The sequence below is a fragment of the Butyrivibrio sp. genome (assembly GCF_015056685.1).
Classification (GTDB): domain Bacteria; phylum Bacillota; class Clostridia; order Lachnospirales; family Lachnospiraceae; genus Butyrivibrio.
The window spans coordinates 97,236-109,724 of the sequence record NZ_SVFW01000002.1 but is presented as its reverse complement, the minus strand read 5'-3'; the positions used below and the strand labels follow the sequence as shown (position 1 = coordinate 109,724).

Genomic DNA, 12,489 nt, shown 5'->3' with positions numbered 1-12,489 from the left:
ATTTTCATGTCAACGAATATTTTAGATTGTGTTGAAATATTTTAGAAAATATCAAATTTTCTTTAGGAAACGTTCTAACCTTTCCATAGCCATTTTTAAATTATCTAAAGAATATGCATAGGAAATACGAATAAATCCCTCGCCGCAGTCACCAAAAGCGGTTCCCGGAACTACAGCAAGCTTCTCCTCTTTTAGAAGTCTTGTACAGAACTCATCGCTGCTCATTCCAAACTTCTTTATGGATGGGAATACGTAAAAGGCTCCAAAAGGCTCAAAGCAAGGAAGTCCAAGTCTCTTGAACTCATTGAGAAGATATCTTCTTCTGTGATTGTACTCCTCACGCATGATCCTTACATCTTCATCACCGTTTTTAAGGGCCTCAACTGCAGCGTACTGGCTGGTTGTAGGAGCACACATGATGGCAAACTGATGTATCTTTACCATCTGCTTCATGATCTCCTCCGGTCCGCATGCGTATCCAAGTCTCCAACCGGTCATGGCATAAGCCTTGGAGAAACCGTTGATAAGAATTGTTCTATCTTTCATTCCTGGGAGAGATACAATTGAAACATGCTTGCCATTGTAAGTAAGCTCGCTATATATCTCATCGGAGATAACAAAAAGATCTTTTTCTATAACAACCTTTGCGATAGCTTCAAGGTCTTCTTTTCCCATTACTGCACCTGTTGGGTTGTTTGGGAATGGAAGAACCAGGATCTTAGTCTTGTCAGTAACCTTCTCAAGTACTTCCTCTGCAGTAAGTCTGAACTGGTTTTCCTCTTTTAACTCTATGATCACAGGAACCGCATCAGCCAAAATAGCGCAAGGCTCGTAGGAAACATAGCTTGGCTGTGGAATAAGGACTTCGTCCCCCGGATCCACCATAGCTCTAAGAGCCAGATCAATTGCCTCAGATCCACCTACTGTAATGAAGATCTCTTTTATCGGATCATAAGTTACATCCTGTGTTCTTTTGATATAATTTGAAACTTCCTGTCTAAGCTCCTTAAGTCCGGAGTTGGATGTATAGAAAGTCCTTCCTTTTTCGAGGGAATAAATACCCTCATCTCTTATGTGCCATGGAGTATCAAAATCAGGCTCGCCCACACCAAGAGATATAGCGCCCTCAGTCTCCTGAACAATATCAAAAAACTTTCTGATCCCTGAAGGCTTGATGTCTACTACCTTTTTTCCTATTGGATTTCTCATGGTGTAATGATCTCCCTTGTGTCTTCGTACTTTTTGGTCAAAATAGTTCCGTGATCCTTATATTTCTTAAGGATGAAGTGTGTCGCTGTACTAAGCACGTTATCCAAAGTAGCAAGCTTGTTATTCACAAAGCCTGCAACCTCCAAAAGAGATTTACCTTCAACTATAACCATAAGGTCAAAACCGCCACTCATAAGATAAACGCTTGTAACCTCAGGATATTTGTAAATTCTTTCTGCAATATTATCAAAGCCCTGTCCTCTTGTAGGTGTGACCTTAACCTCTATAAGGGCATTGACCTTTTCTATGTTGGTCTTAGACCAGTCGATCATTGAGTGATATCCGCAGATAACGCCCTCATCTTCAAGAGCTTTCAGCTCATTGGCAACAAGTATCTCTTCCGCCCCCAGAAGAACACTGAGTTCATGTACATCAATGCGGCTGTTTTTCTCGATAATGCTTAATATCTCTTCTCTGGTATTCATAAACAAAAAGCTCCTCCAAATTATCTTTATCCAAGGATTTTATGGATCTCATCTGCCTGTGGCATCTCCAAAAACCTTGATTCATCTTCGTTAATTATATCTTTTCTATTACCTTCCTGCAAAAAACCTATGACAGAAGCGGGGATTCCCGCATTCTTAAGATCATCTACAAGCTTTTCTCCGTCATCTGTGGCAAAAAGAAGCGCCCCACCTGATAAAAGCTGATAAGGATTTATCTCAAAAAACTCGCAGATCTCAACTGTTTCCTGCCTCAAAGGTATGCTCTTCAAATTTACTTTTAGTCCACAGCCTGCGCGTTCTCCCATTTCCCAAAGAGAAGCAAAAACTCCGCCATTTGAGAGATCATGAACTGCACTGACTCCGGACTTAATGGCGACTGCAGCCTCTGACTCTACAGACATATATTCTTTAAAATCTATAGCGTCATTGATAAAGGGCGCCGGATACTTAGTTGTAAGCTCCTGCTTTTTTTCTTTTGCCAAAAGAGCTGTTCCCTCAAGGCCTACCCACTTGCTTATTACAAGCGCCTGTCCCGCTTTGGGCTTTCCAAAAGAAATATCATTTTCCTTATACCCTACGCAGGTTGCTGTGATGACAGGTCTTTTTACTGCTGTGGAAACCTCTGTGTGACCGCCGGCATATACCGTTCCCGCAGCCTTACTGCCATCTATACAGTCCCTGACTATTTCTTTTAAGCGCTTTTCTTCGATATCTTCGCTTAAGAGGATACTTACATCCACGTGGTCTGGCACAATTCCCTGCGCCCTCAGGCCATTTGCAGCCTTAACCACAGCATAATATCCAACTTCTTTAGCATCCAAAGCATATGTCGCTACAGATGAAAATACTTTTTTAGATTCAGAAAAAGCGCAGTCTGCCCCTACAGCTGCGCCTGTTCTTTCTTTAAATTCTGTTTTTATAAGTTTTAAAACTGAACGCTTTAAAGCATTCTCAGTAATTTTTCCAATTCTCATATAATTGCCAATGATCAGCCTTCTGTCTGTATAGTTTCTGCAGTATCTGTTCCTTCAGCACTCTCTGCCGGCTGTGCTTCCTGCGCTGCCTGCGCCTCTGCCTGCTGCTGGGCAAGCTGAGCGTTTGCCGCATTGACAGCATCTGCTGCCGCCTGAGCTGCTGCAGCTTCATTTTCTGTTCCTGCAGCACTTCTGGCCGCACCAAGTGCACCGGCAACAGCCTTAACGGTAGCCACATCACCTGTAGCTATTGCTGTGTTTATCTGTGCCATTGCAGTCTCATCAGCTCCTGCTGTACCAATTGTTACAATCTTAGGAACCATTTTGTAGTTACTGCTGTTTATAACTTCTCTGCTTACTTCAGAGCCGTTCTCAGTTACAATCTTCCAAAGCTGAGCCTTGTATCCAAGGTGGGCAGACTGTGTTCCAACATAGCCAATAGCCTGTGATCCATCACATACGAACTGATCTGCTGAAGCAGGTGTTGTCTCAAGGACTTCACTCTTAAAGCTGACCTTACGTCCGGCGTCTCTTGTCTCTACCCCGTATATCGTAAAGGTTATGTGCTTGTCAGATGTTGTTGATCCTTCAATATATATAGGATACTCGGTATTATTGACAAACTTAAAGTTCTTTCCGCCGGATTCTGCTATGGCAGCATCTGCAGAAGGCTCTACATAAGTAACTATCATTGAATGGTTGTGACGCTCAGTAACTTCAAGCTCTGCCAAAAGAACTGCATTATAAAGTGTAGTAGAAACCTGACAAATACCGCCTCCAACACTCTCAACTACAAGTCCGTTCAAATAAGAACCTGCAGGGAAATAGCCATTTGCTTCAGTAAATGGAGTAATTGTATCAAGTACGGAGAACTCTTCTCCGGGATAAACTGTAGTGCCATTTATGAGAGAACAACCATTTGCTACATTGGCGCTTCTGGCAGCACCTGAAGTCTTATAGCTTGTTGTAAAGGTACCAAGAACATCTTTTACCTTTGCCAGATCCTCTGCACTTCCAAGAGGCTTATCTTCCTTAACAGAAAGTGTGATCGTAGTGTTCTCCGGTGTGAGCTCATTTTGAACAAAGCTCTTTATTACAGAAGCAGATGCCTCTTTATCCACAATATAACCTGTCTGGCCATCAGTAACTACGAAGCCCTCATCTGTCTTTTTCAAGCTGTAGTTAACTTTTTCCTGGTCAAAAGAGCTGCTGCATCTGTCGATGATAGCTGCAAGAGCCTCATCATCAAAACCATATTCGATTTCAAAAACATGATTGGATTTCTCAAGATCTTTTAAGGCTTTATATCTCTGGATGATATTTCCCTGATGTCCAAGGGCATAGGCCTCGTTCACAACATCAGTGTTTTCCCATGTTATTCCAAGATCAGAGCCAAATATCGTAAGATTCTTATCTTCACCAACAGTAAGCGTTATTTCTGAATTTCTCTGGCTCTCAACAAATGACGAAACTGCCTGCCCCGCCTCATCAACAGTCATTCCTGAAACATCAAGCGAACCAATATATACACCACTTGCGATTGTTTTAGAGTCAGCAGCGTCTACAGGCGTTCCTGGCCAGATTACAAGAAAAGACAAAAAGAGGACCAATCCTCCAAAAAATTTTTTCATAATGCTTCCTCTGTGTTATGATGAAAATAAGCATAACTTATTACGGTTAACTGAAAGGATATTATAGATGAAATTACCTTTTTTAGCAAGTTTCATTATACTTGCTGTCTTTTTTAATATCAGCATGCGAAGGGTATCCAGAAAGATTGAAAAAAAGGAAGCTGACTTCTGGGAAAAAGAACGCGAAGCCAACAGTGTAAGGCGAAAAAGTCTTGAAAACCTTGAATATGTGCATATTCCTTACCACCTGCTTCCCTTTGATACTGCAGGAGACAATGAAGCTCTTCAAAAAGCCGAAGATGAATTAAGGGCACTGCAATTTGAAAAAATAGTTAATTTCACCGGAATCAGCAATACCGATCTAAAGCTCGAATATGGAACTGCCAATATTACCTCACTTACCCAGTACGATCAGAATTACACCACTTTAGTGCGTGCCCTGCAAAACTGGGGAGAGCTTTTATATAATGCAGGAAGATTTGAAGACGCTGCCAATGTTTTGGAATTTGCCGTTAAAACAAGAACCGATATCTCCGGAACCTACAGACTTCTTGTGGACATGTACAAAACAAAGCTTGGCCTGAATGAAGAAGAGATTCAGAAAAAGATCGATGGTCTCATACCAATTGCCAAAAACCTAAACTCATTAAGCAAAAACCAGATTCTTAACATGCTCGGTGTTGAGACTCCCACTCAAAAGAAAAAAGCTCCGCTTGTAACTTTTTGATATTTATTTTCCGGCTCTCCTATTACAATAGGGGAGCTTTATTTTTAACATTTTGACAGGCTTATAAAACAAAGAGATATTTATTATAAGTAGTTTAAAGGGGTAATATATAGTCACAAAATACATATTTGTCTGGTTAAAACCAAGGAGGTTATATGATCGATCAGGAAATGAAAAAAGCTGTTCTTGAAAACTTCGAGAAAGCTTATGGAAAAAAAGAAAATGTAAAAGCATACTTTGCTCCGGGCAGAGTTAATCTTATAGGAGAACATACAGACTACAACGGAGGTCATGTTTTCCCTTGTGCTCTTACCATCGGTACTTATGCAGCAGCTGCAAAAAGAGATGACAGAATGATCCAGCTCTTTTCTTTAAATCAGGATAAAGTTGGTGTTGTTTCATTTTGCCTCGATGACACAATCGCTCCTTCAGAGTCTGCAGGCTGGACCAATTATCCTATGGGAGTTGTATGGGCCTTTGAAAAAAGAGGCATGAAGCTTGATACAGGCTTTGACATGGTGATCTACGGAAACATTCCTAACGGATCAGGACTTTCATCATCTGCATCCCTTGAAGTTCTTACAGGTTTTGTTTTAAGAGACCTCTATGGATTTGAAGTAACAAACCAGGAGCTTGCTCTTATCGGTCAGTATTCTGAGAACAACTTCAACGGCTGCAACTGCGGTATCATGGATCAGTTCGCTGTAGCAATGGGCAAGGAAAACAGTGCCATCTTCCTTGATACAGCTGATCTTTCTTTTGAATACGCACCAATTAAACTTGAAGGTGCAAAGATTATCGTTACAAACACAAATAAAAAGCATAAACTTACAGATTCTCAGTACAACGCTCGCCGCAGCATGTGTGAAGAAGCTCTTTCTATCCTTCAGAAAAAGCTTGATATCAAGGGACTTGGCGATCTTTCTATCGAAGAGTTCGAGGCTAATAAAGCTCTTTTAACCGATCCTGATATGCAGAAAAAGGCTAAACATGCAGTATACGAGAACCAGCGTACTATTGAAGCCGTTAAAGCCCTTAAGGATGGAGATCTTGAGCACTTTGGAAAGCTTATGAGACAGTCACATGAGTCACTTCGCGATGACTATGATGTAACAGGCATTGAGCTTGATACTCTTGCAGAAGAAGCCTGGAAGGTTCCCGGTGTTATCGGCTCACGTATGACAGGCGGCGGCTTTGGCGGCTGCACAGTTTCTATCGTAAAAGATGAGGCAATCGAAAACTTCAAAAAGACAGTCGGCGAGAACTACAAGAACAAAATTGGCTACGAAGCTACATTCTATACAGTAGAAATCGGCGGTGGCCCTGAAGTTATCTGATCTGATTGTTAATAATGTCAGGAGCAAAATATAGCTGTTCCTGGCATTTAAGCTTTAAATATGAGGAGTTATCATGGATATACAAAACGCAATCAATAACCTTGTTGCATATGCCCTTAAACAGGGCCTTATAGAAAAAGAAGACGTGATCTACGCCATCAATTCAATCCTTATTGATCTTGGAATTGACGCTGCTGATTATGAAGCAGCAGACATAGAAGCCCTGGCAAAAGAGCTTCCTGCAGATGAGATTGAAAAGGGAACATTCCTTGAAAATGTTCTTAAAGTGCTCGATGACTATGCCGCTGCAAATGGTCTTTTAGAAAATGACAGCGTTGTCTACAGAGACCTGTTTGATACAAAGCTCATGGGCGAGCTTACAGACAGACCAAGCAACATCATCAAAAAGTTCAATGAAAAGCTTGCAGAAAGTCCTGAGGCAGCTACAAACTTCTACTATGAGTTTTCAAAGAACACAGATTACATCAGAAGATACCGCATTTCCAAGGACATGAAATGGATCGCTCCTACAGAGTACGGCGACCTTGATATTACAATCAATCTCTCAAAGCCTGAAAAAGACCCTAAGGCAATTGCCGCTGCAAGAAATGCCAAGCAGTCAGGTTATCCTAAATGTCAGCTTTGCTGGGAGAACGAAGGCTATTCAGGAAGAGTTGATCACCCCGCAAGAGAGAATCACAGGATCATTCCTGTAACAATCCAGAACTCAAAATGGGGATTCCAGTATTCTCCATATGTTTACTACAATGAGCATTGCATCGTGTTTAATTCAAAGCACATCCCTATGAAGATTGAGCATGATACCTTCTGCAAGCTCTTTGATTTTGTTAAACAGTTCCCTCACTACTTTGTAGGATCCAATGCGGATCTTCCAATCGTTGGTGGTTCAATCTTAAGTCATGACCACTTCCAGGGCGGACATTATACCTTTGCCATGGCAAAGGCTCCTGTTGAGAGAACCTTTACCGTTAACGGCTTTGAAGATGTTAAGGCAGGCATTGTAAAGTGGCCTATGTCAGTTATAAGGATTTCTGCTCCTGACGTAAATAGAGTAATTGCACTTGCTGATGTGATCTTAAATAAGTGGAGAGGCTACACAGACGAAGCTGCATTTATTTATGCTGAGACAGACGGAACACCTCACAACACCATCACTCCTATCGCAAGAAAACGCGGCGAAGACTTCGAGCTTGACCTTGTTCTTAGAAACAACATTACAACAGATGAACATCCTCTAGGTGTATACCACCCTCACGCAGAGCTTCATCATATTAAAAAGGAGAACATCGGCCTTATTGAAGTTATGGGCCTTGCAGTACTTCCTGCAAGACTTAAGAAAGAAATGGCTGATCTTAAGGAAGCAATCCTTTCAGGAAAAGATATAAGAAAAGACGAAGTTCTTGAAAAGCACGCTGATTGGGTTGATGCCTTCAGCAAAAAATATGATCACATCGATGAAACAAATATCGATGACATTATCCAGAATGAGATCGGCGAAGTTTTCATGCATGTTCTTGAAGACGCCGGAGTTTACAAAAGAACTCCCGAAGGGCAGGAAGCTTTCGACCGCTTTGTAAAAACTCTTTAATGATAAATAATAAGACTCAGTCATCTGACTGGGTCTTATTTTTCCCCTTCATAATATTTATAACGCCTTTGGCACCGCAGAGTCCTGACCAATGATAAATCTCATAAAGGAGATTGGTCCTAAAAAAGTTGAAAGCCTGGACTTTATCTCACTGTTATAAATATCATTTTCAATCGCCATTTCTTTTTTGAGATTATAGACTGTAACTATATTTTCCCAATTTTGCGGACCATAGGATTTCTTTTTTCTTATTGCTTTATAGCTTGAATAATCATATCGATACAGTTTTTTCTCGGAAACAACGCATTTATCAGCCTTCATAAGCGCATGAAGCATAATTATCTCATCATCATAATAGCGGATTTTTTCTCCGGCATATTCTTCCATGCCACATAGAGCTTCTCTCTTGATCAATGTATTCCAAAGGTAACCTGTATATGAATTGTCATCACTATCAAGCTTTCCAAAAAGCATTTTCCCAAAGGAGTCGATTATCTTTTTGCTTGAGTAATTCCCCGGGAACATCTCAGAATCATAGACCTTCGTATCAAAGCCTTCCCTTTTGATTATCGCTCCAAAGAATATAATATCCGCATCATTTTCTGCTGCAACTGAGTGCATCACTTTATATCTTTTTTCAGCACATACATCATCGGCATCAATAAAGCTTATATATTCTCCTCTGGATACTCTGATGCCCTCAAGCTTCGCCAGGAAGAGGCCTCTGTTCTCCAGCTGCCTATAAACTACATTGGGGCATTTCCATGCATAATCCATGCATATATTTGGTGTATTATCTGTTGATCCGTCGTCAACTATTATGAGCTCATCATTCTCTCGAAGGCTAAGTAGAGCGTTCTCTATACATTCTGCTATTGTTTTTTCTGAATTATAAACCGGTAAGATCACACTGATGTTTTTTTCACTCATCACTATATAGCCCCCTTTCACCAAGTCAAAGTTTTGTTGTTAATAACATAATAAAATTTTACAGTGCTAAAGAAAAGTGACAGAGTATTTTACAAAAAAATCATGAAAGTAAAACACTCTGTCACTTGCAACGGCGCGACTTTTGATATATTTTAGTTTACAAAACTAATCTTATTGGGAGGATACTAAAATGAAAAAATTTAGTAGCTTACTTGTTCTTGTACTTGTTATTTTTAATCTCACATTTACTATTTCATTTCCATTCGTTACTGTTTCAGACAATACAAATACAAACACTGAGACAACAACTGTTTCTGTAAGTGATTTAGTTGGTGACACAACTGTATCTGAAGAAAACATTATTACTCTTCAGTCACACTTCCCAAGAACTGCGTTCAAGAATCAGTAATGCATCCAATCTTCTTTTTTTTCAATCATTTCCTTAATTAAGTTATAGTATTCTTTATGGACGGAGTTGTTGATAAAATCACATATCTTTATCATTTTATCAATGCTCTGTTCATAATATTCATTATCTCTTTCCTCTTTTTTAGCATTATTTCTTAGCAGCATAAACAATGCTCCATGAAGATCAAATAGTCTGTGGCTCTTTAATTCTAAAATTAACAATTCCATTGCTATTTCTTCAACTTTTTCTATTCTGTCTGCATCGCTATATTCATCTGCCAGCCAGATCATTACCGTCTCATACATGCCATAATCAACTGGTTGTCCACCCAATTCATGATTATTACAAAAGAACTGCAAATACTCCATCAAATGCTTTTTGATATTAAGTTCCTCAGTAAACTTTCCAATATCAAGCAATACATTTAATTCAGCATGGCTAAGATAGCCATTTTCTATCTCCATAATAGGAACAGGAAGTGTTAAAGCCAGATTTTCTTTCAATTTAGATGTATATTGTTCCTCTGTTATCTTACCTTCACCCATGATAATATACAGTTTTATAGCGTCCCAAAGTTGTTTATTGGAAGTATACGAAAAGTCTATCCTTTTTTCCAATTCTGTATAAATTTGTTCGTAATCTGCTGCCACATAATTATTTAGCATATTTGCGAACGAATAATACTCATTCACCAATTCCCTATCATCAGTAATTAAATCTGAACGAGTATAGTCACAGTTTATATTCAGTTCATCCATAATAGGGCGCAGAACGGCCTTCTGGGCTGAAATAGCACCATTTTCAATACGCATCAGTGTCCTATAGGAACATTTAACCCTGTCTGCAAGTTCTTCTCTGCTTATCTGCAGCATCTGTCTTCTGGATTTAATAACATCTCCAAAACAGTAAATATCTGAATCTCTGTAGATATAGCAGTTATAATCCATAAAATAGTCCACATCGTATTCACTATAGATTTCTGCAAAAAGGTCATATAGTTCTTTTGATTCTTTTAGCGCCTCTTCATTACCGGTTTCTTCCAATACGCTGATCTTTCCCGAAAGAATCTCAGCTATATAATAGCTCCTGCTCTTTTGCTTTAAGTAGTTCAAAGCCTTGTCGTACTGCTTAAGAACTGTCTTTTTGTCCACATGAACATAATCATTCTTATGAGCAATGTTTCCCAAAGCAACAGCTCCTGCTGTATATACTTTCGCTTTTCCCAGAATATCAATAGCTGACTCTTCAAGATGATCAAGCAATGACAAGCAAACATCTGCTATCTTAGAGCTTTCATCAGGTGTAACTGAGCATTCTGCCTTGGCTTCCAACATTTTAAACAACAAAAAGTATTCGGGCGTTGCCCACACGCCAAACTTTTTCTCACATACTTCTTCAACGATCATAGTAAGAGAGCATGCTTTTTCATACATTTCATAGACTTCGCCCCAGGGAGCCTTTCTAAAATGTAAGCATCTTGCCTTCATGTCATAGTAGAACTGAAGCTCTAATTTATTCAGGTTTAAATCTTCATCAAAAATAACCTGATCAATTTGCTCTTCTGCTTCAGCAAAGCTTTTTGACTCAATGAGCTTAATAAGCTCCATCCTCTTTAGATATCTTTTGTATTCATCAGGTTGTAAAAAGTCCTCATAACCTTCTGATGAAATACCCAATCTGGACATGATACGGTTACGCATCATATAGTCAGGAAGAGTTGTTCCTTTTTCTATCTGCGCCATCATACTCTTTGTATAAAGTCCTTTTCCAGCCTCCTCAAGAGATACGTTGGCAGCTTCTCTGGTCATCTTCATAAATGCATGGAATTTTATGTCGTCTTTCATTCTGTAATACCTTCCTGTATTGATGAAATGTTCCTTGAAACATTCTCGCACCGCAACTAGATTCCATAATATATGAAAAGGAGCATAGAATCATTGATGGTTCTACGCCCCCTCATATATATTTTTTAATCTTAGTTCTTTGCAGCTTCTAAAAGCTTATCTTTAAGCTGATTTTCGATCTGAGCAAGCTCTGCCTCGGCTTCACGACGCTTTGTCTTGCCTTCTGTCTGAATCTTTAACACTTCATCGAGAGTTGAGATAAGAGACTCATTTGTATGCTTAAGAGTTTCAATATCAACAATTCCTCTCTCTGCTTCTTTTGCACTCTCGATTGTAGCTGTCTTAAGCGCATCTGCATTCTTTCTAAGGAGCTTATTAGTCATATCGTTAACTTCACGCTCTGCCTGAGCAGCCTGAGTTGCATGCTCAATACCAATTGCGATTACCATCTGGTTCTTCCAAAGCGGAATTGTATTTACGATGGTTGACTGGATCTTTTCAGCCATTACTGTGTCAGAACTCTGAACCATGCGGATCTGTGGACCTGTCTGCATTGCAATTGTTCTTGTAAGTTCAAGATCGTAGATTTTTTTCTCAAATCTGTCGCACTTGTTAGCAAAGTCTTTTGCCTTCTCAGCATCCTCAGGAAGGCCTGATTCTGCAGCCTTTTTCTGAAGCTCTACAAGAGTTGTATTTCTCTCTTCCTCAAGTTTCTTTTTACCTGCAAGGATGTACATCGTAAGCTCTTTGAAATAGTTGAGGTTAAGATCATACATTCTGTCCAAAAGCTCAACGTCCTTCATAAGTGTTACCTGGTGCTTTTCAAGTTCGTTGCTGATTGTCTGGACGTTTGTTTCAACCTTGCTGTACTTGGCCTTTAATGACTCGATCTTGTTGGCACTCTTTTTGAATAATGCCTTTAAGCCTTTTTCTTCCTCTTCAACGTCGAAGTTTTTAAGCTGTGTAACAAGATCAGTGATCATGTCACCAACTTCGCCCATGTCCTTGGTCTTGACATTATCAATTGCTTTCTCTGAGAAATCTGCAAGCTTTTTCTGTGTGCCAACACCGTAGTTCATGATGCCTGTTGAATTAGAGATATCAATCTGCTTGCTGAACTCATCTACCTGCTTAAGCTCTTCAGCAGAAAGCTGTGCTTCCATAGCAATATTTCCGTTGTCTTTTTTCTCCTCTTCAGGTGCCGGTGCTGCAGCTGTCTGAGCCTGCTCCTCTGCCCCAAATGTTAGTGATGGTGCAGCCGGTGCTGCATCAAATTCTAAATCTACTCCCATTTTTTCCTCCTAAAATCCTCA

Annotated in this window: 11 protein-coding genes; 4 read left to right on the top strand and 7 right to left on the bottom strand. The window is 39.9% G+C overall.

Annotation, left to right across the window (positions count from 1 at the left end):
• Nucleotides 1–51: 51 nt before the first annotated feature.
• The 4 genes from E7303_RS01345 to E7303_RS01330 are packed head-to-tail and all read right to left on the bottom strand — an operon-like array spanning nucleotide 52 to nucleotide 4,320.
• Nucleotides 52–1,209, bottom strand: coding sequence for a pyridoxal phosphate-dependent aminotransferase (locus tag E7303_RS01345; RefSeq protein ID WP_292143493.1), 1,158 nt, complete (start codon nucleotides 1,207–1,209; stop codon nucleotides 52–54).
• Nucleotides 1,206–1,694 (bottom strand): Lrp/AsnC family transcriptional regulator, encoded by a 489-nt coding sequence (locus E7303_RS01340; RefSeq protein ID WP_292143492.1) that lies wholly within the window; start codon nucleotides 1,692–1,694, stop codon nucleotides 1,206–1,208. The genes E7303_RS01345 and E7303_RS01340 overlap by 4 nt, the downstream gene beginning before the upstream one ends.
• 26 nt (nucleotides 1,695–1,720) lie before the next feature.
• Nucleotides 1,721–2,689: an AIR synthase-related protein gene (locus E7303_RS01335; RefSeq protein ID WP_292143491.1), complete on the bottom strand. Its 969-nt coding sequence runs from the start codon at nucleotides 2,687–2,689 to the stop codon at nucleotides 1,721–1,723.
• A 14-nt stretch (nucleotides 2,690–2,703) separates the two neighbouring features.
• A complete protein-coding gene (locus E7303_RS01330) occupies nucleotides 2,704–4,320 on the bottom strand; it encodes a VanW family protein (RefSeq protein WP_292143490.1) in 1,617 nt (538 codons plus the stop codon).
• Between the two features lie 67 nt (nucleotides 4,321–4,387).
• Between E7303_RS01330 and E7303_RS01325 the strand changes: the two genes are divergently transcribed.
• From E7303_RS01325 to galT, 3 genes are all read left to right on the top strand, one after another.
• Nucleotides 4,388–5,047, top strand: a complete 660-nt coding sequence (locus tag E7303_RS01325) for a hypothetical protein (protein WP_292143489.1) — start codon at nucleotides 4,388–4,390, stop codon at nucleotides 5,045–5,047.
• A 155-nt stretch (nucleotides 5,048–5,202) separates the two neighbouring features.
• Nucleotides 5,203–6,384 carry a galactokinase gene (locus E7303_RS01320; protein WP_292143488.1) on the top strand — a complete coding sequence of 394 codons (1,182 nt, stop codon included), beginning with the start codon at nucleotides 5,203–5,205 and terminating at the stop codon, nucleotides 6,382–6,384.
• Between the two features lie 73 nt (nucleotides 6,385–6,457).
• Nucleotides 6,458–7,993 carry a UDP-glucose--hexose-1-phosphate uridylyltransferase gene (galT, locus tag E7303_RS01315; protein ID WP_292143487.1) on the top strand — a complete coding sequence of 512 codons (1,536 nt, stop codon included), beginning with the start codon at nucleotides 6,458–6,460 and terminating at the stop codon, nucleotides 7,991–7,993.
• A gap of 57 nt (nucleotides 7,994–8,050) precedes the next feature.
• Here the strand turns inward: galT and E7303_RS01310 are convergent, their stop codons facing one another.
• The gene (locus E7303_RS01310; protein WP_292143486.1) at nucleotides 8,051–8,923 is read right to left on the bottom strand and encodes a glycosyltransferase family 2 protein; all 873 of its coding nucleotides are present in this window, start codon (nucleotides 8,921–8,923) and stop codon (nucleotides 8,051–8,053) included.
• A 190-nt stretch (nucleotides 8,924–9,113) separates the two neighbouring features.
• Between E7303_RS01310 and E7303_RS01305 the strand changes: the two genes are divergently transcribed.
• On the top strand, nucleotides 9,114–9,332 hold the full coding sequence (locus E7303_RS01305; protein ID WP_292143485.1) for a hypothetical protein: 219 nt from the start codon (nucleotides 9,114–9,116) through the stop codon (nucleotides 9,330–9,332).
• Here the strand turns inward: E7303_RS01305 and E7303_RS01300 are convergent.
• Nucleotides 9,326–11,176, bottom strand: coding sequence for a helix-turn-helix domain-containing protein (locus E7303_RS01300; RefSeq protein WP_292143484.1), 1,851 nt, complete (start codon nucleotides 11,174–11,176; stop codon nucleotides 9,326–9,328). The two genes, E7303_RS01305 and E7303_RS01300, sit on opposite strands and share 7 nt — an antisense overlap.
• Before the next feature lie 131 nt (nucleotides 11,177–11,307).
• Nucleotides 11,308–12,468, bottom strand: a complete 1,161-nt coding sequence (locus tag E7303_RS01295; RefSeq protein WP_292143483.1) for a toxic anion resistance protein — start codon at nucleotides 12,466–12,468, stop codon at nucleotides 11,308–11,310.
• Nucleotides 12,469–12,489: the final 21 nt, after the last annotated feature.